The sequence below is a fragment of the Ruegeria sp. G7 genome (genome assembly GCF_056535465.1).
In genome coordinates this window covers 25131-48806 of sequence record NZ_JBQFIL010000002.1, presented here as the reverse complement: position 1 = coordinate 48806, position 23676 = coordinate 25131, and the positions used below count along the sequence as shown (strand labels likewise).

The window sequence follows — 23676 nt, the reverse complement described above, 5'->3', positions numbered from 1 at the left end:
GCGATCAATAAGCGTAGGATACCATTAACTGCACCGGTGAGGCGTCAGCCCCGCCACTCACTCAGAAAAGGGTTGGCTATGGGGGCCGACCCTTTTCTTATTGGGGCGAACAAAAAAACCGGCCCCGAAGGGGCCGGATTTCGTTTGCTTTGAGCCAGTGGGGAACTGGGCGTCAGCCGATAATCGCGTTCAAGGTTGCGCTGGGGCGCATCACTGCCGCAGCCTTGACCGGATCGGTGTGATAGTACCCACCCAGATCCGCAGCCGCACCTTGCGCTGCGGCCAGCTCGGACAGAATTTGGTCTTCCTTGGCAGCCAGTTCCCGAGCCAACGGCGCGAACTGGGCCGCAAGCGCTGCATCATCAGTCTGCTGAGCCAGGGCCTCGGCCCAGTAGCGGGCGAACCAGTAGTGGCTGTCGCGGTTATCCGGCTGACCGACCTTGCGGCTGGGTGATTTGTTGTTGTCCAGAATGCCCTGCGTCGCGGCTTCGGCAGCGGCACCCAGAACACCGGCCTTGGCGTTGCCCTTGCTGTCGGCAAGGAAGTTCAGGGATTCACCCAGTGCACAAAACTCACCCATCGAGTCCCAGCGCAGGTGGTTTTCCTCGACCAACTGCTGGACGTGTTTCGGCGCTGAACCGCCCGCGCCTGTCTCGAACAGACCACCGCCATTCATCAGCTTGACGATCGACAGCATCTTGGCCGAAGTGCCCAGTTCCAGGATCGGGAACAGGTCGGTCAGATAATCCCGCAGCACGTTGCCGGTGATGGCAATTGAGTCCTTGCCGGCCGTGATGGTCTCAAGCGACTGGCGGGTCGCCTCGCGCGGGGCCATGATCAGGAACTTGTCAGCCACGCCAGCCGCCTCAAGCGCCGGTTTGACGTATTTGATCAGTTCCGCGTCATGGGCGCGGTTTGCGTCCAGCCAGAAGATCGCCTCGGAGTCTGTCAGGCGCTGACGGTCCATCGCCAGCTGGATCCAGTTCTCGATGGGGGCTTTCTTGACGGTGCAGGACCGCCAGATGTCACCCTGCTCGACCTCATGGGAATGCAACGTCTCGCCATTGGCCAGAACGATGCGGATGGTGCCATCGGCCGGGGCCTGGAAGGTGGTCGGGTGAGAGCCATATTCCTCGGCCTTCTGTGCCATCAGGCCGACATTGGCCACGGCCCCGGCAGTCGCCGGGTTCAGCGCGCCATTGGCTTTGAAGAACTTGATGGATTCATCATAAACAGGTGCATAGCAGCGGTCGGGGATCACGCAGTTCGTATCTCCCTTGGCACCGGTCTCATCCCAGCCCTTACCGCCCGCACGGATCACCGCAGGCATCGAGGCGTCGATGATCACGTCCGACGGTACGTGCAGGTTGGTGATGCCCTTGTCACTGTCGACCATATACATGGACGGGCGGTCGCCTTTCAGCGCATCAATAGCGGCCATGATATCGGCATTGCCCTGAACCCGTTCCAGCAGATCGCCCAGTCCAGAGTTCGGGTTCACACCCAGCGCATCCAGTTCCGCGCCGAATTTCTCGAACACGGGGGCCAGCCATGCCTTGACCGCATAGCCAAAGATGATCGGGTCACTGACCTTCATCATCGTGGCTTTCATGTGCAGCGAGAACATGGTGCCGTCTGCCTTGGTGTCTTCGATGGCCTCGGCCAGAAACGCCGACAACGCCTTGACCGACATGAAGGTCGCATCGGCCACGGTGCCTTCTTCCAGCGGCCAGCCGTCTTTCAGGACGGTCACGCCGCCATCTTTGCCCACGAATTCGATCTTCGCGTTTCCGGCCTGCGCTGCGGTGATGGTGGCCGATTTCTCGTTGGCATAGAAATCATTGCCCGGCATCGAAGACACTTTGGTCTTGCTGTCCGACGCCCACGTACCCATCGAATGCGGGTTCTTCTGGGCGTAGTTCTTCACCGCCCGCGCCGCGCGGCGGTCACTGTTGCCTTCGCGCAGAACCGGGTTCACCGCCGAACCCTTGATCGCGTCATAGCGCGCCCGGATCGCCTTTTCTTCATCGCTCGAGGGCTCTTCGGGGTAGTTCGGAATATCATAGCCCTGCGACTGCAATTCCTCGATAGCCGCTACCAGCTGCGGGACCGAGGCCGAGATGTTCGGCAGCTTGATCACGTTGGCGTCCGGCGTCTTTACCAGCTCACCCAAAGCAGCCAGATCATCGGTGATTCGCTGCGCCTCGGTCAGGTTCTCGGGGAAGGTCGCGATGATACGCCCGGCCAGCGAGATATCCTTGGTGCCAACGCTGACACCCGCGGCGGATGCGAACTTGCGGATGATGGGCAGGAACGACGCGCTCGCCAGCTCGGGCGCTTCGTCTACAATGGTATACAATATATCGAAGTTCGAATTTTCTGCCATATTCCCTTACCTTTTTTAAAGCCTTTCGGGGCGTGCGATCCAAGAGTATGTGCCAACGTGATTCAATGGCACCGAGCCGTAACGGGGCAGTTGTGCCCCACGGGTGACTCTGATTTGACAGGGCATCCCTTAAATCAGGATGGGCTTGGGATCAATCGTATTTGAAGGCGCATATTGACACGGGGTGGTTCAGATCCCGGGGCGGTCAAGAAAGACAAGGTGACTTAGTCCGACTTCAGCCTGTTTCTTGGCGACATAATCTGCAATCAGCGCATCCATCGCTTCCGGAACACCATCGGACGCGTCTTTCGAGATCAAGAAGCCCTCCTTTTTGAAGCCACGCAATACGATCTTGCGACCGTTCTCTCCTGTGTTTGCCAGAAAGGACTTAATCTCAGTTGTTGCAAGGTCAGTCTTGCCGACGCCAGCGTAAAAAACGGCACGGGCGATCGAATCTGTATTCTGCCCGACCAAAAGCAAACTCGAGACCGTTAGCTTCAGTCTCTCAAACAAGTTCCGTTTTTGGTTACCTAACACCAAGTATTTTTCAACAGTCGCAATCCCATCGGCATCATATCCCATACGGAAGTTCGTAGCGGCAAGAAACAAAAGTGCCGTCGACGACTCTGGGAAAAGCTCAACAGCCTTTTCTGCCGTCGATAAAGCGACGTCTGTATCACCCGAATACTGAAGCGCATAACCAATGCGATAGGTATAGACCCATTCTTTATCGGGCCACGCCAATGCAGCCTGATTGAGGAGTTGTTCAACGCGTTCAAATTCGCTTTGATCAGCAAGCAGGTTAATGAGGTCCTGCATCGCGCTCTGATGGTCGGGCACAATCGCCAAGACTCTTTCGTAGTCGCGCGTTGCAGAGCCAGTTTCTCCGCGCTGACAATGCAGCTTAGCCTTGTTGTATAGCGCATAAGTATCGTCTTTGTTGATCCGCAATACCTGTTCAAAATCCGCATCCGATGCTTGCCGATCTCCAAGCGCATTATGTGCGTAAGCCCGCCAAACGAGCATTCTGGAATTGCCAGGCGTAAGGGACAGTGCGTGGTTCGCGTCCGACAGGGCTTTATCGTAGATATTCGCCCGGTAATGTGCCTCAGCACGTTTTGAATAATAAAGAAACTGGTATTCTGGCCGAGGGTCATTCGTACTAATTAGCGCAGTACACGCCACGATGGAATTAGACGGTGCGTCGTGTCCGCTTACGCATTGCGCAAGTAGATCGTCCGACTTCAGAGGCTCGGAATACCATAGCAGAGCGGCGATGCAGATAGTGATTATTGCGGCAAGGCGGACCTTCATTCAAACTCCTCTTCTGATAAATAACTCTACTATAGATAGTATCGGCGCGATTCGTTTACAAGTTAACGACATCCATCAAGCCGTTGGAAAGATTATTTCAAATCGCGCACCAACGGCAGACGAGGCCAGCGAAATCTGCCCCCCATGTGCATCCAGCAGGCTTGCCGCGATGGCCAGTCCCAAACCGGTGCCACCCTGTTCGCGGGCGGTTGTGAAGAAAGGGGCGAAGATGCGATCCCGGTTACCGTCTGATATCCCGGGGCCATCGTCCTGAACCGTCAACCGGCCCGGTGTGGCGCGCAGCGTGACCTGACCCGCGCCGTGACGGCTGGCATTGTCCAGCAACTGCTGCAGAACCACTCTCAGACCTGATGCGGCGAGTGGGAGGCTCTGATCAAGGCCATCGAACCGCAGATCAAGCCCGGTGAAACGCTCTTGCAAATCGTCGGCCAACTCAGCCAGCGTACTTGCCCCGTGATGCTCGGGCACCCGGGCGACGGCGACGCGGTTGAGGGCGCTCAGGTGGGTTTGCATCTGATCGTTTGCGCCCAGAATCTGCCACAGCAAAGCCCGGTCCTGATCCGACAGGTCCGGTGAGTCGTCCAGCAGCTCTCCGGCGGCGCGGATTGCTGTCACTGGTGTCTTCAACTCATGCGTCACGTGGTCGGCAAAGCCGCGGATTGAGGCTTCGCGGCGTTGCAGGGTTTCGGCCATCCCGAGAACCGATCTAGCCAGACGTGACAATTCCTGCGTTCCGTAATGCTCCGGTGGTGCGGCGGTCTGGCCGAATTCGACCGAGGCCGAATAGGCCGCCAAAGCCGAAATCGGGCGCAGTAGCAAACGCACCAGAAGATAGCCCAGAACCCCGGTTGCCACGCCGATCACCCCCGCCAGCAGCAGCGCCGCGTTGCGAAATCCGATCTCGGGGCCGAGATAGCGCAGAGCGATCAGGCCAAGCAGCGACAGGGCCAGCGTAGCGGCCAGCGCACCGCCCAGAACAAAGCCGAGCGAGGGGCGCCACTTGCGCCTTAGCCCGGCCATGCGCCCATCCGCAGACCAATACCATGCACGGTTTCGATGGCGCTGGCCCAGCCCTGCTCGCCCAGCTTGCGCCGCAGGTTGCGCAAATGGCTGTCCAGCGTGCGGTCGGCCACAGCGCTGCCTGCGCCGTAGATCGCGTCGATCAGTTGCGGACGTGAGACGATGGCCTCGGGTGTCTGCATCAGGCGACGCAGGATCGAAAGCTCGGTGGCCGTCAGCGCCAGCGCGGCACCATCGATACGCACGGAATGGCCCGCTGCATCCAGTTCGACCGGCCCGTGGCGCAGAACAGCCCCCGCCCCTCGCGCCGAGCTGCGTTTCAGAATCGCCTTGATCCGCGCCACCAGTTCTCGAGGGCTGAAGGGCTTGGTGACGTAATCGTCGGCCCCCAGTTCAAGGCCGACAATCCGGTCGATTTCATCATCGCGGGCGGTTAGGAAAAGGATCGGCACCTCGGACCGGGCGCGCAGCCGGCGGCAGACTTCAAGCCCGTCCAGTTCGGGCAGGCCCACATCCAGCACCACGAGATCAGGGGCCTCGCGCAGGGCATGGGTCAATGCCATTTGCCCGTCGCGCGCGGTGATGACCTGATAGCCTGCACGCTCCAGCGTGATCGAAACCAGCTCGCGCAGGCGCGGATCGTCATCCACGACGAGGATTTTCATCAGGTCTCTCCGGTTTCGTTTCGGCGTTCAGACTACGGATCACACGATCCGCGCGAAACCCCCATTCCCGCCAATTGCTGATCTGAGGCACCCATGCCGCGCAGCCCGTAGGGCGCGGAGAATTTGCGATCTCAGCCGCTGCCATCGGGCCCAGTTGGCAGACATAATATTCATCGTAGCGCTGCGGATGGCGCAGATTTTCCCGCGCAATCAGCGCCGCAAAATTCACGAAAGAACACACGTAGAGCACTCCGAGACCCAGCGCGGCGGATCGCAGCAGCAGCCACCGGTTCGATTTCCCGCACAGGATTTGCCAGCCCACCAGACACAGTCCCGCTACCACCAAACCCATCCAGATCGCGGCATGAACCCGCAGATAGGTCAGGCCATAAGCCTCAACATACAGCGACAGGCGCATCAGAGACGAGATCACCAGCAGCACGTTCTGACCCAGCCACAGCATCATCCAGCGGGTCAGGCCCTGCCGCTCGGCCAGAAACGGGCGCGCGGCAAGGGCGAAAGCCCCGGCCAGCAACGCGGTGGCCAGCAGGGGATAGGCACCGCGATGGGCGTATTCGGCGTGGCTCATGCCGTCGGGCAGGTCGGCATTGCCCCACAGAAACGCGATATCCATGACCGTCTGCAGCGCCAGCAGAAGGTTGAAGGTGATCAGCGCATTGGCCACGGATCCAGCGTTCAAGCCAAATCCGGGCAGAGAACGGGGTTGCCTTGGCCCACTCCGCGCGGCCAGCAATTCGGGCCGCACCGCGACGGCGAAAACCGGCCAGATCAACAGGGCGCTCCCCAGCCAGAACAGAATCCGGTCGATGCGAAGGTCAAACCGCCAGAGGTGATCGAGCCAGTCCGACAGGATCGGATTGGCAGACATCATGAGCGACATCAGGATCAGACCGCCCCCGACCGGAAATCCCCAAGCCCGCAGCAGGCGCAAAGCCGCACCATCGGCCCGTGATGCGACATGGCCGCTCCGCAGCGCCTCAATGGCGTCGCGGACCGCCAACAACGGGGCCACAGACAAGAATCTGCGCCACGAGGGGCCCTCGTATCGGCCCAGAACCGCCCAGCACAGCGCCACGGTCGAGCCACCCAGCAGAATCGCAACCGACAGCGCCTGCACATATTCCGCCACCGGCAACATGCTGAGCACCAGCAGAACCGCCGGTCCGATCAGGCCCGCCCGCCGCGCCAATAGAAACCACACAACCCCGGCCACGGCGCAGGCAAAAACTGCCAGCGAAACACCCGGGGGATGGTCCAGAAACAACACATCTGCGAGCGCGACCAGAAGCGCCAGACCCCCGGCCGCGTGCCGCCTGCCGGGTCCCGTGTGGCCATCCCGTCGGTTACCCGGCTGCTCGGGCGCATCAAACCACCAGCTGTCCTGCAGAACCGAGGCCGGAACCCCGCGCACGATAAACTGTCCCATATCACTGCTCCATTTGTTCTAGTGCACCTTCTTTCTGACCTGCCGGGGGTGCAGAACATCGCGCATGGCTCGTGCAGTTTTCGTGCAGGGCGTCAAAGCCCCTTCCCCTCGCCTGCACCTCTGGCTAAGACGGTCCTCCAACCGACTATCAGGAGGCCCCCTTGGACCGCATCGCCCGCACCATCGCCACCGAGATCAACGCCCGCCCCGAACAGGTCGGGGCTGCGGTCAGGCTGCTGGACGAAGGCGCAACGGTGCCCTTTGTCGCCCGCTACCGCAAAGAGGTGACCGGCGGACTGGACGACACGCAGCTGCGCACGCTGTCCGACCGCCTGACCTATCTGCGCGAGCTTGAGGCCCGGCGCGAGGCCATCGTGAACTCGATCAAAGATCAGGGAAAACTGACCGACGATCTGGTCAAATCCATCGCGCAGGCCGAGACCAAGGCGCAGTTGGAAGACATCTATCTGCCCTATAAGCCCAAGCGCCGGACCAAGGCCATGATCGCCCGCGAAAACGGGTTGGAGCCGCTGGCCAACGCGATTCTGGCCGACCGTGCCGCCGATCCCGAAGCTCTGGCCGCAGGTTATCTGGGTGAAGCCGTGCCCACCGCCAAGGACGCCTTGAATGGTGCTCGCGATATCATCACCGAGCGCCTGACCGAAAACGCAACCCTGCTGGGGGAACTGCGCAATTTCATGCAGCGCGAGGCCCTGCTGTCCGCCAAGGTGGTCGAGGGCAAAGAACAGGAAGGCGCGAAGTTCAGCGACTATTTCGACCATACCGAGTTGTGGGCCAAAACGCCGTCTCACCGGGCGCTGGCGATGCTGCGGGCCTCGAAAGAGGGCATCGTGACGCTGGATATTGCCCCCGAGCCCGAAACCGGTGCCGCGCGGGCCGAGGCGATGGTCGCCGCCCATTTGCAGACCCGAGGCGACGCGCCGGGCGACAAATGGCTGCGCAAGGTGGCGGGCTGGACATGGCGGGTGAAACTGTCCCTGTCGATGATGGTCGAGCTGATGTCCGATCTGCGCAGCCGCGCGCAGGACGAAGCAATTCAGGTGTTTTCGCGCAACCTCAAGGACCTGCTGTTCGCCGCCCCGGCAGGCGCGCGCGCAACCTTGGGGCTGGACCCGGGCATCCGCACCGGGATCAAGGCGGCGGTCGTGGACGCAACGGGCAAGGTGGTGGCAACCGATACGCTCTACCCCTTCCAGCCCAAGAATGATCTCCGCGGCGCGCAGGCGGCGATCCTGAACCTGATCTCGGCGCACGGGATCGAGCTGGTCGCCATCGGCAACGGCACCGCCAGCCGCGAAACCGAACGGCTGGTGGCCGACACGTTGGCCCTGCTGCCCAAAACCGTCAAAGCGCCCACCAAGGTTGTGGTGTCCGAGGCCGGGGCCTCGGTCTATTCCGCCTCGGAACTGGCCGCGCGGGAATTCCCCGATCTGGATGTCTCGCTGCGTGGCGCGGTCTCAATCGCGCGGCGACTGCAAGACCCGCTGGCCGAACTGGTGAAGATCGAACCCAAAAGCATCGGTGTCGGTCAGTACCAGCATGACGTGGATCAGCATCGCCTGTCTCAATCATTGGAGTCGGTGATCGAGGATGTGGTGAACGCCGTCGGCGTGGACCTGAACACCGCCTCGGCCCCTTTGTTGTCCCATGTCTCCGGCCTCGGACCCGGTCTGGCCGAGGCTATCGTCACCCACCGCGACCTCAACGGAGCCTTCGCCTCGCGCAAGGACCTGCTGAACGTCGCACGCCTTGGACCTCGGGCCTTTGAACAATGCGCGGGCTTCCTGCGTATCCGCGACGGGGCCGAGCCGTTGGACGCCTCATCCGTCCACCCCGAAGCCTATGACGTCGCCCGCCGCGTGGTCAGTGCCTGCGGGCGCGATATCCGACAGATCATGGGGCATGACGGGGCGCTGAAAGGCCTGCGGGCCGAGCAGTTTGTGGATGACACATTCGGTCTGCCCACCGTGCGCGACATCTTCACTGAGTTGGAAAAACCCGGTCGCGACCCGCGCCCCAGTTTCAAGACCGCCACCTTCACCGATGGCGTGGAAGAGATCACCGACCTCAAACCCGGCATGGTGATGGAAGGCACCGTCACCAATGTCGCCGCCTTTGGGGCCTTCGTCGATGTCGGGGTACATCAGGACGGTCTGGTCCATGTCAGCCAACTGGCCGACCGGTTCGTCAAAGACCCGCATGAGGTGGTCAAGACCGGTCAGGTGGTCAAAGTCCGGGTGGTCGAGGTCGATGTGCCCCGCAAACGCATCGGCCTGACGATGCGCAAAGATGGCGGTGCGTCCGCGCGAGAGGATAAAGCCGCGCGCGGCCCGCGCAAACCCGCGCATCACGGAAAGCCTAAGGGTAACCGGAACGCCCAGCCCGTTCGAGGCACGCAGAATAGCGCATTTGGTGACGCGCTCCGGGACGCTCTGAAGCCCAAATAGTCAAAAAGAGAAGTTCGGGTGTTTGCGAAGACCTCGCGCGACGGATCACAAAAAAGGGCCTCAAACTGAGGCCCTTTCTTATTTCAAACTCCTCCCGCTCACCTTGGCCATGGCAGGGAGTATGTTTTGACGTTAGTGAAGAACTTGATGGCTTCGATGACGCCTTCTTTGACGCCGTTGCCGGAGTCTTTGATGCCGCCGAAGGGGGACATTTCGATGCGGTATCCGGGTTGTTCCCAGATGTTGCAGGTGCCCACGTTGAGGCCGTTGATATAGGCGATGGCGCGGTTGAGGTCGTTGGTGCAGACACCCGACGACAGGCCGAACTCGGTGGAGTTCGAGATGCGCATCACCTCTTCATCATTATCCGGCACGCGGACGATGGGGATGATGGGGCCGAAGGTTTCTTCCATCACCAGCTCGCTGTCATGGGGCACTTTATCCACCACGATGGGCGGCAGCAGCGCGCCCTGGCGACCGGGGTGGTAGAGGATTTCTGCCCCCTCCTTCTCGGCCTGATAGACGCGGTTTTCGAAGATTTCCGCGGCCTTGTCGTGGATCACACAGCCCAGCTCGGTCTCGGGGTCCTGCGGGTCGCCAAACTTGATCTTCCTGGCCTTCTCCAGCACCAGCGGGACAAACTTGTCCGCCACGCTCTCCTGCACCAGAATGCGCTTGATCGCGGTGCAGCGCTGGCCCGAGTTGCCGGTGGCTCCGGCCACGGCAATGGTGGCCGCCTTATCCAGATCGGCATCGGAGAGGTCGTTCAGAACGATCAGCGGGTCATTGCCCCCCAGTTCCAGCGCCTGACGTTTATAGACCGCCTTGGCCGCAATCATCTTGCCCACCGGCACACCGCCGGTGAAGGTGATGATGTCGATCTTGTCATTGACGATCATCTCTTCGCCAATGTCCTGCGGCCAGCCGGTGACCACTTGGAACATCTCGGGCGGCAGGCCCGCCTCATACAGGATATCCGCCAGCGTCAGCGCCGTCAGCGGCGTCAGCTCGGTCGGTTTGCAGACCATGCAATTGTTCGACGCGATCGACGGCGCGATCTTGTGGCTGACCATGTTCAGCGGGTGGTTGAAGGGCGTGATCGCGCTGATCGCGCCCACCGGTTCGCGGGTGGTGAAGATCTTACGGTCTTTGCCATTGTGGGTCAGGTCGCAGGAAAAGATCTCGCCATCATCCTTCAGCGCCTCGGCGGCGGCGAACTGATAGACATCCTGCGCGCGCTTGGTCTCGTAGATCGCGTGCTGGTGGCAGATGCCCAGTTCCAGCACCAGCCATTTGGCCAGATACTCGCGGCGCTCACCGATCAGTTCACCGGCGCGTTGCAGGATCTGGCTGCGTTCGTACCGGGTCAGCTTGGGCTTATACGCCGCCGCAATCTCGAACGCCTTGCGGGCGTGCTCGGCCTTGCCCGCGGGGACATGGCCGATCACTTCGTTGGTGTAGGGATAGAGAACCGGCACCGTCTCGTCGGTAAAGACGATCTCGCCGCCGATGCGCATCCCCTCGTTTCTGATCTCAGACACGGTCTGGTCCTTCATGGCTTACTGCGCCGCCGCTGTTGTGGCGTAGAAAACGCATCAAAGTTGCGCAGATCGGGCGCGTTGCCCAGATCGATCACCCGGTTGACGATGAAGGGCACCTCCTGCTCGGTCAAGCCGCCATGGCTGCGCAGCGGCTCACCCAAGGCGGCCAGATCGTGACGATCCTCAGAGGTGCCGATGGTCATCTCGCCGGTGCAGACCATGGTCAGGTCACCGATGCGGTCAGCGGGCAGTTCGTATTTGGCAACCGCCTCTTCCTTGGTCAGCACTTCCAGCATCTCGGGCAGGGCTGCAACCTTGGCCTTGACCTCATCCCGGTCAGCGCCTTCGGGCAGGTAGACCGTGGCAAACGAGCCAAGCGCGCCGTGGTGAACCACATACGGGTCGGTGATCGGCAGGATTACACGGGCCTTGCCCTCACCCAGCCAGTCGTCAAACACGTCCTGCATGTAGATGACCGATGGCTCTTTCGAGACCGGCTCATGCTTGGCCTTCATGCCGTGGTCGGCGGTGACGACGATGGCCGCGCCCATCTCATCCAGTTGCGCCAGATACTTGTCGAACATGGCGTAGAAATCCAGCGCGCCCTGCTCTTCGGGGGCGAACTTGTGCTGCACATAGTCGGTGGTCGACAGGTACATCACGTCCGGGCGCATCTCTTTCAGCAGCTTCACACCGGCAGCAAAGACAAATTCCGACAGCTCGGCGGAATACACTTCCGGAACCGGCATCCCCAGCCAGGCGCTGGCATTGTCGATGCCGTGCTCGGCCTTGGTGGTCTCACCCGAACGTTCCGCGGAAAACGCAACCGCGCGGTCGTCGTCGAACTTCAGCCCTGCGCCCAGCAGCGCCCGCAGCTTGTCCTTGGCGGTGACCATGGCGACGCGATAGCCGGCCTCGTAGAATTGCGAGAAGATGGTCGGCGCGCGCAGGAAGCGCACATCGTTCATCATCACCTCTTCGCCGGTTTCCGGGTCATAGAGGAAGTTGCCGCAAATCCCGTGCACGATCGGCGGGCGACCGGTGGCAATCGACAGGTTGTTGGGGTTGGTAAAGCTGGGGATCACCGAATGCGCCAGACGGTCGGTGCCGGTCTCGCGGATGCGCTTGAGCGTCGGCATCAGGCCCTTGGCGATGGCCACTTCCAGGTATTCCGGCTCGCAGCCGTCCAGGCAGATGGCAATGGCAGGCACTTTGGGGGCCGGGTAGACGCGCTCATTCGCGGTCACGGGGGTTTGGATGGTCATTTGGGGGGTGTCCTTGTTAATTAGGCTGCCAGTTTGGCGCGTTCTTCCAGCGCAAGAGCCGGAGGTGCCGCGCTGGCGACCCCCATCTCGGCCAGGGTTTCCTTGGCGGCAGCAACAACCTGCCGCATCACATGCTCATCCATCTGCCCGATGCAGCCGACGCGGAAACTGTCCACAACCGTCAGCTTGCCCGGATAGATGATAAAGCCTTTGTCCTTCATCAGATCGTAAAAGCGGTCGAACACGAACTTCTCGTCCGCAGGGCAGAAAAACGTCACGATGATCGGGCTCAGCCAGCGGTTCTGCAGCAGCGTCTCGAAGCCCAGCTCGCGCATGCCCGCGACCATCACGTCACGGTTGCGGGTGTAACGCGCGCCCCGCCCGGCAACGCCGCCTTCAACCTCATGCGCCTTCAGCGCTTCGAGGAAGGCCGCAACCACATGGGTCGGCGGCGTGAACCGCCACTGGCCGGTCTTTTCCATATGTGCCCATTGCGCATGCACATCGAGGCTCAGCGAGTGGCTGTTGCCCTTGGCCGCTTCCAGCTCATCCTTGCGGGCGATGATGAAGCCAAAGCCCGGCACGCCCTCGATGCATTTATTGGCCGAGGACACCATCGCCTCATACCGGATCTCGGACGGCTTCAGCTCAATCGCGCCAAAGGCCGACATCGAGTCGATCAGCAGCTTGCGCCCTGCCCCGTAGACCGCCTCGGAAATCTCCTCGACCGGGTTCAGAATGCCCGAGGAGGTCTCGCAATGGATCGCAACCACATGGGTGATCGCAGGGTCCTTGGCCAGGATCTCGGCCACTTCCGACCCGCGCGGCGGCAGGTAATCGCCCTTGTCCAGCACCAGATGATCGCGGCCCAGATACTCCAGCGTCTGCGCTGAACGCTGCCCATAGGCCCCGTTCGCCAGCACCAGCGCCTTGCCGTCCTTCGGGATAAACGAGGCCAGCATCGCCTCAACCGCAAAACTGCCCGAGCCCTGCATCGGAACACAGTCAAACGCCTCCGCCCCCTCGCCCAGCAGCGCCAGCAGCCGCGACCGCATATCCCGCGTCATCGCCCGGAAATCATCATCCCAGCTGCCCCAGTCCCGCAACATCGCCTGCTTCACCGCATAAGACGTCGTCAAAGGGCCAGGCGTCAGCAAATAAGCCTCCCCCATACGCGGCGCTTCAAGCTTACCCTCAAATCCCATCACCAAATCCCTCCAACACATCCCGATACACAATCATTTGCAACCTCATACCCCATATGTAAAATCGAGAATATCAATCACTGAATAAAAAAATCCTATAGATGGATTGGCAACTCAAAAGCAGATACCCGCAGCTAGAGACTGCGGGTATTTATCTTTTTATGAAGATGTTAGCGATTGCGCCAAGCTTGGGTTCGACTCAGGATTCCTTTGGACGCAATCAGGTGTAAAATCCGCGCCGCCGCATTGGTGTAAAAGATCATCATCCCCATCGCCGCAGCGGGTGCGATATCACCCGCATCGTCCATGTTCAGCACCGCAATCGAGGCCAAGGTGGTCTTGGGTGAATACAGGAACACGACCGCAGATACGGTCGTCATCGCGTTGACGAACAGGTAGATCGAGATATCAAGCACCGCAGGCAAACAGACCGGCACCGTCACCCGGGCGAACAGCTTCATTGTCGGCTGTTTGAGTGAGGCAGAGACAGATTCAAACTCTCGGTCCATCTGCTTGAGCGCCGTCACGGCGGTCAAATGTGACACGGTGTAGAAATGTGTCACCGAGCAGATCACAAGAATGGCCATGGTGCCATAGATCGCGTTCAGCGGGTTGGCAGGGTTGTTGAAGAAGAAGATATAGGCTAGGCCCAACACCATTCCGGGGATCGCCATGGGCAGCATGGCAAACATCTGGAACAAAGCACGCCCGGTTTTGAACCCGTTTGACTTTTCAACAAGATAGGCGCCGAAAAACACGACCGAAGTGCCGATCACTGCAGTCAGCAGCGCCATCCTGATCGAGTTAAAATACGACGCCCAACCACCGCCATCCATGCGGTTGAAGTCATAGTTGCGCAGGCTCAGGCTTAGGTCATAGGGCCAGAACTTGATCAGTGCAGCGAACTGACAAACCGCCAGAATTCCGACAATGAACAGGGCGACCAGGCTGCAATAGACCAGCATGATACGATCCTTTTTTGGGTTCGGATTCGGCTGATAAGGCACGGAACGCGCCGACAGCAGCGCCACCTGTTTCGACTGCACCAACCGGTCTATTGCAAAGGCCAGGATCGCCGGCACCACCAGCACAACGGACACAACGGCGCCCATCTCAAAGTTCTGCTGACCGATCACCTGCTTGAAGATATCGACGGCCAGAACGTTGAACTGTCCGCCAATAACCTTAGGCAGACCAAAATCCGTGATCACCAGGTTGAACACCACGAAGGCAGCAGAGATCAGGCCATAGCGCACGCCGGGGATGGTCACGGTCCAGAAGGTCCGCCATGGCGTCGAGCGCAGACTGGCAGCCGCTTCGTAAAGCCGGGCATCGGAAATGGCCAAAGCTGTCGAGATGATGATGAACGCATGTGGAAAGGTGAAGAAGACCGAACCTATGATGATCCCGATAGGCCCGTAGATACTGGCACCAAACAGCAGTTCCTTGATCATACCCTGATTGCCGAAGAGATACACCAAAGCGATCCCCGGCAAGAGGGACGGCACAAGAATTGGAGCCATCGCAACCAGACGAAACAGGCCTTTGAAGCGCATGCAGCTGCGGTTCAGCGCATAAGCAAACCAGAAGGCCAGCGTCACAGTAATAACCGTAACAACGACTGAAATCCAAAGTGAGTTCTTGATCGAGTTGAACAGTGCCGGGGTTGAGAAATAGCTGACGAAGTTGTCCACGCCCGTCGATTTGACCGGCCGCAACTGAACCCTGCGGAACGTGTTCGAATCTAGCTCGACCCAATCAGTGCCTGTTTGCAGATTGGACCCGATCAGGAACCGCCCATCTGGCACGGTGTTGCGGATCTGGTACATCACCGGGCTGCGGAAACTGAAATCCGGGAAAAACGGAGTGACTGACAGCCGTCCGTCCGAGCCTGTTGACAAATCTTGTTCGCTATAAGCTCCGGTTTCAGCATTCAGTTGAGCGCCATTCAGTACGGTGCCGCTGAATACGCCATTGTCGTCGCTGACCTGAAACTCGTATTGCGACAATTCCATACGAAAGGTTGAAAACGATTTGGACAGCATCGCCCAAAGCGGGAACGCCAGCGTCACAACCAGATACAGGGCGATGATGATCATGCCACCGCGCATAATGATGTCGTCGCGGCTCAACTTGCCCTTGATGATCGGGCCGGCGGGCAGAGAGGTGGTATCGGTCATCAGCCCTCCTCCGCCGGGGTGAAGGCCATCAGGCGGTTGCGGGGCAGCTCGATCATCATCTGACCACCCGCTTCAAGGCCCAGACGACGCACAGCGTTGATCGAGAAATCTGCAATCAGTTCTTCGTCACCAAAAATCTGATGCGACAGGCGGCAGCGCCAGAACGAGCCAAGGAACTCCATCTCGGTGATCGACACCTCGAACGCGTTTTCCGGTGTGGTGATCACATCCGGCGCACCGGGCGAGCGCGCGCCTTCGCCATGTGGAATGATATCCTCGGGGCGTACCGCCGCCACGATCCTGCTGCTTTTCTGCAAGCTGTGCGGCTCGCATTTCAGAATTGAACCGCCAAGCTCCAGCGTCTCGGTATCACCCGCGACCGCAGGCAACTGGTTCATCTCGCCGATGAAGTCGGCCACAAAAAGGTTGGCCGGGTGGCGGTAAATCTCGGTGGGCGTACCGACCTGTTCGATTACGCCGTGGTTCATGACCACGATCCGGTCGGCCATGGCCAGCGCCTCTTCCTGATCGTGGGTCACCATCACAGTCGTCACGCCCAGCTTGCGCTGCAATTCCTTGATTTCATGCCGCAAATGTACACGCACCTTGGCGTCCAGCGCCGACAGCGGCTCGTCAAGCAGCAGCAGGCCAGGATTGGTTGCAATGGCGCGCGCAAGAGCGATCCGCTGTTGCTGACCACCCGACAGTTGGGCGGGATACTTGCTGCCCTGATCCGGCAGGCCCACCAGTTTCAGGAGCTCGGCCACCCGCACCGCAATCTCGGATTTGCTGCGGCCCGTGTTTTCCAGCCCGAAAGCGATATTCTTTTCGATCGTCAGGTTCGGGAACAGCGCGTAAGACTGGAACACGATCCCGAAATCACGCTCGGACGGGGGCAGGTTCGAGACATCCTTGCCGTCCTGCATGACCGTCCCCTTGGTCTGCAGGTCCAGCCCCGCAATGGCGCGCAAAAGCGTGGTCTTGCCGCAACCCGAGGGCCCCAGAAAACAGATGAATTCGCCTTCGTTGATGTCCAGCGAGATATCCCGGAGGGCCAGAAAATCACCAAACGCCTTCCAGAGGTCTTGGATACTCAGATAGAGATCACCGGGAGAGGTTTTCTTAAGCACGGGGAGTGGTCCTTGAGCTTTGCGCAGCAGCCATGGCGGAAGAATGGCCAGAAATTCGCCGCGCCGTTCACATGAATTGTAGGGGGAAGCTTATCCAAAGGCCGGAGGGGCGTTAAGCCCCTCCGGCCCGAGTGGTTTATTCTTTGGGTTCGGACTTGCCGTCGTAACGCTCTTGCCATTCCGCAAGGATGGCAGCGCGGTTATTGGCGGCGAATTCGAAGTCATTGTCGATCATCGCGTCCAACAGGCCGTCGGGGAAGTGCTCGACGGGTTTGGCAACACCGGGCATCGCGACAACTGCATAGCCTACGTTATACATCTCGTTGGCTTCTTTGGTGACCGAGAAATCAACCAGCTTCTGTGCGGCCTCCAGATTTGCCGTTCCGGCAACAATCGCGGTCGCTTCCATGTCCCAGCCGACGCCTTCGCTTGGAACAATGATGTCAAGCGGGGCGCCATCGGCCTTGGATTTTGCGCCGCGGAACGCAAAGGAGATACCGATCGGAATCTCACCAGCAGCAGCCAGCTTACAGGGCTTGGAACCAGAGTGGGTATAGCGTGCAATGTTCTCGTGCAGCGCGTCCATATATTCCCAGCCGCCTTCTTCACCAAACATCTGCAGCCAGCTGGACACGTCAAGGAAACCGGTGCCCGACGAGTTCGGGTTCGGCATGATGACATGACCCTGGTATTGCGCGTCGGTCAGATCTTTCCACGACGTCGGCGGTGTCAGACCCAGCTTTTCAGCCTCGACGGTGTTGTAGCAGATCGAAGCGACCCAGGCGTCCATGCCAACCCAGCTGGGTACATCGCCACTGTCCACGAATTTAGGGTCCAGTTTTTCAACACCAACCGGCGCATAGGGCTCTAGCATATCTTCGGATTTCAGGAGCAGCAGCGAGGTCGCAGCCAGTCCCCAGACAACGTCAGCTTGCGGGTTGTCGCGCTCGGCAAGCAGTTTCGCGGTAATGATACCGGTCGAATCCCGAACCCAGTTGATGTTGATGTCAGGATGTACCGCGTTGAACTGTTCAGCATAGCGGGCCAGATCTTCGGCCTCGACCGCAGTATAGACGGTCAGCTCGGTTTCGGCGGCCGCTGCGGTGGCCATCAGGGCACCGGCGACGATTGCTGCAAACTTGGACGTGGTTTTTTTCATGTTTTCCTCTGTTGAGTTGATTTTGACGCTCGCGCCATTCTTCCGGGGCGCTTGATTATTTATTTTAGATGACAGTAATTTGACAGAAACTAGAAACTAAAATCGATAATACCTACTATATTATAAAATTAACTTATAGAACTTTTTGCACCTTAATTATGTTGCATATCAATAACTTATGACCGATCAACCAAAGCGATAGCGATCGCCTTCCTGGACTGTTTCCGAATTAACCCTCTGCCCAGCAATCTGCCGAGGGTCATGTGGCTGGCCGCTGTACCAAACGACCACCGAAACTGTGACGCAGAAGCCAAGAAGAAGGGCCCTTGGACGATTCTAGCGAATCATTTGAGACGATCATGTCTGCGCCTCGCGCTCACGCGGCGGCAAATCCTCGATCAGCCGTGTCTCGAGCAACTGACCATTCGAGTACAGGATTGGTGTGGAAATGGCCGCGATATGGCTGTTGAATTCACGCAAGGCACGCAAGGTTTCGAGATGCACATCGCTGGTCTCGAAACTATCAATCATACCGTTCTGCAGTCGGCGGAAATGCCGTTTTCGACTGTCACGTTCGGCACGTTTGATTTCCGTCTTCTCCGAATTCAACAACCGGGCACTTTCCAGATCTTCCGAGAGGATCACATTGGTCGCCAGTTTCAGATTGGCCAGAATCTTCTCGTGCATTTCCTGCAGTTCGGACCAGCCCTCGGGAGAAAACTGCTTGCCGGTCTCTTGCAGCTCTTCCGCCAGTACAGTCAATCGCTTGGCCACCACATCACCGGCAGTTTCAAGCCTGACCGCATATTCCAGCACATCGCGCGCCTCATCTGAATGCCGCGAGTCCATTTTTTCTGATGGCAAAGACGCCACGAAACTTCGGATGTCCGTCAGGCACTGGTTCACATCCAGATCAATCGCCCGCACGGCTTCGATCTGCTCGGCATCACCCGAGCGATACAGCCCAAGCAACGGGCTAAACATCATTTGCACCAGATCAGCCATCCGCAGAAGCTCGCGTTTGAGCGCCGAAACCGCCAGTGCCGGAGTGCCGGCCAACTCCGGATCCAGTGCGCTGATCGGGCGCGCTGTGGGATCGGTGCCCGCTTCGGGCGGCACATCCGGGAACATGCGCAGGAACGGGGCCTGAAGCAAAGCACAGAACGGCAGCGACAGGATCAGCAGCGACGCATTGAAGGCAAGATGTGCATTCACAAGCATCTGACCATGATAGTCGCCGCTCAGCACTCCGGCGCGCAGGGATAGATTGGCGGCAAACAGACACAGTATGGCCCAGACCCCCCTCAACGCCAGATTCGCGAATGGTATCCGCCGGGCGCAGGGCTCCATCCCGCGGGTCAGCCAAACCGGGATCAGTGCACTGCCCAGATTGGCACCCAGGACGAGCGACAGGCCCGCCGAAAAGGGTAGCGCGCCAATCTGCACCAACGTGACGCACATCAGAATGGCCGCGACCGAGCTGTGCATAACAAATGCCAACGCACCGCCCACAAGAAAGGCGGTGATATAGTCGCGGACAAGGTAGTCGGCAATTGCCGGCAAAAACGCGCTGTCGCGGATGGGGTCCATCGCTTCGCGCAAAAATCGCAAAGAGATCAGAATGAAAGCGACACCCATCAGGATGCGCCCGATCTGGCGCGGCTTCTTGCGTTCGGTCTTGACGAACAGCCAACCACCTACGGCCAGCAGCAGCGGCACCAACCAGTCCAGCCGGAACGACAAAATCTGGATCACCAACGCCGAGCCCAGATCGCCACCCAAAACAATTGCCAGACCCGCCGGAAAAGCCAGATACCCCCCCGCTGCGAAGCCGGAAGACAGCAACGCAACCGCGGCCGAACTCTGTAGGACCACCGCCAGAACCATCCCTGTCAGACTGGCACCCAACATACTGTCATTGCGGGTGAGCACCCGCTGAAATGATGCGCCATAGCTGCGTTCGATCCCGGTGCGCACCATACGAACAGCAAACAGCAGAAGCATCGTGGCCCCCGCCAGTTGTGTCAAAAATATTAGAATTGCCATACTGCTTTTTCTTTCTGCCCGTTCTGACTGCGGGTCTTCTGGTCTGGGGGAATTTTGTTAAGATCGCCTTGAGAGGTCAGCACCATCATCCGATAACCTCCACCTTGATCTGCCAACGCTCAAGCTTTGCGGACAGCTTCTTACCCGGAGTTGCGTCGCTCACCAGCTTTGCAACAAGTTGCGGGTTGAAGCCCTGATGGGGTGCCACTGCACCAAACTTCTGATGAACCATGGCCACAATCAGCTGCTCGGTCCGTTCAGCAACGACCGAGGCCAGCTCGGCCTCCGCCGGGTCCTGGTACATGAAACCCGCTTTTGCGTTCAGGGCATCCGCACTGAGGATAGCGAAATCATACAGATAGCGCCGCGCCTGACTTTCCGCGACAAAACCAAATGCACCCAGATTATCGCTTTGCATCTCGCCACCCAGCAGGAAAACCCGGTTGCCCTGATGCCCCACCAAACTGTGGGCAACTTTGGCCGAATTGGTCACAACGCGAAGATTGCTTTTGACCCGCAGCGCCTCGGTTACGAAGGCGGTGGTGCTGCCGACATCCAAAAACAGAAAAGCACCATCTGGGATCAGTCTTACGATCGCCTCGGCGATCTGCTGCTTCTCGGTGATGTGCTCACCCAGACGCTGGAAGTAGTTCCCATCATATTGCGAGCCTGACAGACGCGCCGCCCCGTGCGCACGCGAAATAAGACCAAGCTTCGAGAGGGACTTGACCGTCCGTCGGATCGTTTCCTCAGAAACATCCAGAAAACTGGCCAGCTCTGCATTTCGCGCATCCCCACCGAGGCTGCGCAAAGCTTCCAGCAATTGCATCTCACGGGGTGAGAGAGATATCTGATCCGTCATCTTCCCGTCCATCCTTGACGGACGGGTTTAGCAAAACGGGCGCAGAAGTCCACATTTTTGTTGGCAGGTTACAATAATACCCACACCATTGCCCAATGAATTGCTCAAAAATCCTGATTTTCGGTCATATCGTGACAGTGCGGATGCCCGAATGCGCATGCCAGTCCACACAAAGGTGGCAATATATCAATCGATCTTGTTTTTCTGCATTTGAGGCGTGATGCCGAAATATGCCCGATACACACGCGAGAAATGGCCGGGGTTTTCGAACCCACAGGCTATCGCGACATCCGTGACCGAGGCTTCGGTCTGCAACAAGAGCTTCCGCGCCCGGTCCAGCCGCATCTCCATAAAGTACTTTTTCGGCGACGCGTTGAGGAATTTGCCGAACAATCGCTCAAGCTGACGGGTCGAGATGCCAAGGTCGGCCGCAATTTCTGTAGGCGAGATCGGCGTTTCGATACTGCGTTCCATGATGTGGATCGCCTTCGCCAGATGTGCGTTGCGCATTCCATTGCGTGATTGCAATGAAACACGCTGTTCAGCGGTGGCATTGCGTACTGCGTTGTAAACCATCTGATCAGAGATCGAGACCGCCAGGTCATGACCATGATCCTGCTCGATCAGGTGCAGCATCAGATCCGCCGTCGCGGTTCCACCTGAGGCGCTGATATACTTGCCGTCTGCAGTGAACACGCTGCGCACAAGACGGACCTCGGGAAAGGCCTCCATAAAGCTGTCATGGTATTCCCAGTGGATTGCCGCCTCGCACCCGTCCAGAAAACCGGCCTCGGCCAACAGCCATGAGCCGGAGCAGAGCGCTCCGATTGGGGTCCCCAGCGCCCGCTCGCGCCGCAGGGCAGCCAACAGCGGGCGGGTTACATGGTTTCGCATATTGATCCCAGACAGCACAAACAGCCTGTCGCATTTGGGAATTTTCGCGATACCGCCATCGACAAGCGTAACGATGCCGTTGGAACAGGTCACCCGCTCTGCATTCTCGGACAGGATTGACCACTCGTACAGATCTGCGCCCTGCAACAGATTGGCAATCCGTAGCGGCTCGACCGCGCAGGAAAAAGCCAGATGCGAAAACTCTTCTATCAGCAAAAATGCGAAATGCTGGGGCTTGGACATCTTTACCTTCGTACCAGTGTTCCGATTGCGCGCCAAAGCCAGCCATGACTCGAGCCGAGCAATCGTCTGCGTATTTCTATCGTGATCAAATTGCATACTGCATATTTTTTTATTGTACACAATTTGAATTTTCTTGTAAGGGTGCACCGAACGAATGGAAGCGATAGCGCTTTCGCAGCGGAGTAATTTGATGAAAGATGCAGCCCGGCGCCGGAAGTCAGAGCTTTATGATCATCTGAAAACTTCAATCCTGACACTGGCGCTCAGCCCGGGCGCAGATCTTGATGAGGCCTCGCTTTCTGAAGAGTTTGAAGTTTCACGCACCCCGCTGCGCGAGGTGTTCCGGCAGCTTGCGGGCGAAGGCTATGTCGAGCTGCGCGAAAACCGCGGTGCGCGCGTGTCTGGCATGTCATACACAACACTGCGCGATTTCTTTCTGGCCGCACCAATGATTTATGGGGCGATCCTTCAACTGGCCGCAAAAAATGCCAAGCCTGCGCAAATTGAGCACCTGAAACAATCGCAGGACGCATTCAGAACCGCGCTGCGATCTGGGTCGAGTGCGGAGCGCGCGTTGGCCAACAATCGGTTCCACGAGATCACCGGTGACATGGCCGACAATGTGTATCTGCAGCCGTCTTTCAAACGCCTGCTGATCGACCACGCCCGAATCGGAATGACCTTTTATCGGCCACAGGATGCATCGATGGCCGAGAACCTGTCGCAAGCCAGCGCCCAGCACGACGCCATCATCACCGCCATCGAGGCGGGTGATGAGGCGGCTGCTGCGCAGCTGGCCATCGATCACTGGAACCTCTCACGCGACCAGATCGAGCTGTTTGTCACGCCTGCAGGGCTTGACCTGCCGCTGGGCACAGTGGCGCGAAAAACCCCTGCATGAGGATGTAAATGACTCCCCTGTTCAGATTTGAAGGGATCTACACGCCCGTCGTGACCCCTTATTATGAGGATGGCAGCGTCAATTGGGACGCCTTGTCGGACGTGATCGACTACCTGATCGAAAACGGTGTGCACGGTCTGATCTCGGGCGGCTCAACCGGCGAGAACTATGCTCAGACCGTCGCCGAGCGCCTTGAGGTCGCAAGGTTCACCCACGAGCGCCTCAAGGGACGTTTGCCTCTGGTGGTGGGCACGGGTGCGATGATGACGCCGGACTCGATCGCACTGGCTGCGGGCGCGCGCGAGATCGGCGCGGATTCGATCCTGCTGGCCAGCCCGGCCTATTCAGTACCGACCGACCGGGAAAACGCCTTGAATGCGCTGGCCATCGACAAGGCCGCCGATCTGCCGGTGATGCTGTATAACTACCCTCACCGCACCGGCACCATGATGGGTGAGGAGTTTCTGGACCGTGTGGGCCGTAGCCGGAACTTCTGCGGCATCAAAGAAAGCTCGGGCGATATCAACCGGGTGCATCTGCTGGCGCGCGACTATCCGCATATTCAGCTGGGTTGCGGCATGGATGATCAGGCGCTGGAATTCTTTGCCTGGGGCGCGCCCTTCTGGGTCTGTGGTGGATCGAACTTCCTGCCTGCGGAACACGTGGCGTTGTACAACGCCTGCGTTGTCGAGGGCAATTTCGACAAGGGCCGCCGCATCATGAGCGCGATGCTACCGCTGATGCATGTGCTGGAACAGGGTGGCAAGTTCATCCAGACCATCAAACATGGTGTCACCATGAACGGCATAGACGCTGGCATCATGCGCCCCCCGCTGCGCGGGTTGAACAAAGATGACAAACGCGCGCTGGAACAGGTGACCCGCGTGTTGAAACGCAAAATCGCAGATATCGTGGCGGAGGGATAAGGC

17 protein-coding genes are annotated in these 23676 nt (G+C 59.0%); 3 read left to right on the top strand and 14 right to left on the bottom strand.

Annotation, left to right across the window (positions count from 1 at the left end):
* Positions 1-172: 172 nt before the first annotated feature.
* The 5 genes from ACR3EN_RS17025 to ACR3EN_RS17005 form a co-directional block, all read right to left on the bottom strand.
* The gene (locus tag ACR3EN_RS17025) at positions 173-2386 is read right to left on the bottom strand and encodes an NADP-dependent isocitrate dehydrogenase (RefSeq protein ID WP_480820951.1); all 2214 of its coding nucleotides are present in this window, start codon (positions 2384-2386) and stop codon (positions 173-175) included.
* Between the two features lie 189 nt (positions 2387-2575).
* Positions 2576-3700, bottom strand: a complete 1125-nt coding sequence (locus ACR3EN_RS17020) for a tetratricopeptide repeat protein (protein ID WP_480820953.1) — start codon at positions 3698-3700, stop codon at positions 2576-2578.
* A 75-nt stretch (positions 3701-3775) separates the two neighbouring features.
* Positions 3776-4741, bottom strand: a complete 966-nt coding sequence (locus ACR3EN_RS17015; protein ID WP_480820955.1) for a sensor histidine kinase — start codon at positions 4739-4741, stop codon at positions 3776-3778.
* Positions 4729-5406, bottom strand: a complete 678-nt coding sequence (locus ACR3EN_RS17010; RefSeq protein WP_480820957.1) for a response regulator transcription factor — start codon at positions 5404-5406, stop codon at positions 4729-4731. Before ACR3EN_RS17010 ends, ACR3EN_RS17015 begins: the two co-directional genes overlap by 13 nt.
* A complete protein-coding gene (locus tag ACR3EN_RS17005) occupies positions 5384-6853 on the bottom strand; it encodes a DUF4153 domain-containing protein (RefSeq protein WP_480820959.1) in 1470 nt (489 codons plus the stop codon). The genes ACR3EN_RS17010 and ACR3EN_RS17005 overlap by 23 nt, the downstream gene beginning before the upstream one ends.
* A 161-nt stretch (positions 6854-7014) precedes the next feature.
* Between ACR3EN_RS17005 and ACR3EN_RS17000 the strand changes: the two genes are divergently transcribed.
* Positions 7015-9321: a Tex family protein gene (locus ACR3EN_RS17000; protein WP_480820961.1), complete on the top strand. Its 2307-nt coding sequence runs from the start codon at positions 7015-7017 to the stop codon at positions 9319-9321.
* Between the two features lie 98 nt (positions 9322-9419).
* On the opposite strand, the gene phnY is transcribed toward ACR3EN_RS17000, so the two are convergent.
* From phnY to ACR3EN_RS16955, 9 genes are all read right to left on the bottom strand, one after another.
* On the bottom strand, positions 9420-10877 hold the full coding sequence (gene phnY / locus ACR3EN_RS16995; RefSeq protein WP_480820963.1) for a phosphonoacetaldehyde dehydrogenase: 1458 nt from the start codon (positions 10875-10877) through the stop codon (positions 9420-9422).
* Entirely contained in the window at positions 10874-12127 is a 1254-nt protein-coding gene (gene phnA / locus ACR3EN_RS16990; RefSeq protein ID WP_480918461.1) for a phosphonoacetate hydrolase, read from the bottom strand. The genes phnY and phnA overlap by 4 nt, the downstream gene beginning before the upstream one ends.
* A 20-nt stretch (positions 12128-12147) precedes the next feature.
* Positions 12148-13332, bottom strand: coding sequence for a 2-aminoethylphosphonate--pyruvate transaminase (locus ACR3EN_RS16985; protein ID WP_480820967.1), 1185 nt, complete (start codon positions 13330-13332; stop codon positions 12148-12150).
* A 170-nt stretch (positions 13333-13502) separates the two neighbouring features.
* On the bottom strand, positions 13503-15512 hold the full coding sequence (locus tag ACR3EN_RS16980; protein WP_480820969.1) for a putative 2-aminoethylphosphonate ABC transporter permease subunit: 2010 nt from the start codon (positions 15510-15512) through the stop codon (positions 13503-13505).
* Positions 15512-16642: a putative 2-aminoethylphosphonate ABC transporter ATP-binding protein gene (locus tag ACR3EN_RS16975; protein ID WP_480820971.1), complete on the bottom strand. Its 1131-nt coding sequence runs from the start codon at positions 16640-16642 to the stop codon at positions 15512-15514. The genes ACR3EN_RS16980 and ACR3EN_RS16975 overlap by 1 nt, the downstream gene beginning before the upstream one ends.
* Before the next feature lie 136 nt (positions 16643-16778).
* Complete coding sequence (locus ACR3EN_RS16970; RefSeq protein WP_480820973.1) at positions 16779-17801, bottom strand: putative 2-aminoethylphosphonate ABC transporter substrate-binding protein; 1023 nt, start codon at positions 17799-17801, stop codon at positions 16779-16781.
* Between the two features lie 357 nt (positions 17802-18158).
* A complete protein-coding gene (locus tag ACR3EN_RS16965; protein ID WP_480820975.1) occupies positions 18159-19847 on the bottom strand; it encodes a Na/Pi cotransporter family protein in 1689 nt (562 codons plus the stop codon).
* Positions 19848-19932: 85 nt separating this feature from the next.
* A complete protein-coding gene (locus tag ACR3EN_RS16960; RefSeq protein WP_480820977.1) occupies positions 19933-20709 on the bottom strand; it encodes a DeoR/GlpR family DNA-binding transcription regulator in 777 nt (258 codons plus the stop codon).
* A 186-nt stretch (positions 20710-20895) separates the two neighbouring features.
* Positions 20896-21846, bottom strand: coding sequence for a GlxA family transcriptional regulator (locus ACR3EN_RS16955; RefSeq protein ID WP_480820979.1), 951 nt, complete (start codon positions 21844-21846; stop codon positions 20896-20898).
* 190 nt (positions 21847-22036) lie between these two features.
* Here ACR3EN_RS16955 and ACR3EN_RS16950 point away from each other — a divergent pair, with 190 nt between their 5' ends.
* A complete protein-coding gene (locus ACR3EN_RS16950) occupies positions 22037-22747 on the top strand; it encodes a GntR family transcriptional regulator (RefSeq protein ID WP_480820981.1) in 711 nt (236 codons plus the stop codon).
* A gap of 8 nt (positions 22748-22755) precedes the next feature.
* A complete protein-coding gene (locus ACR3EN_RS16945; RefSeq protein WP_480820983.1) occupies positions 22756-23673 on the top strand; it encodes a dihydrodipicolinate synthase family protein in 918 nt (305 codons plus the stop codon).
* The last annotated feature ends 3 nt before the right edge of the window (positions 23674-23676 follow it).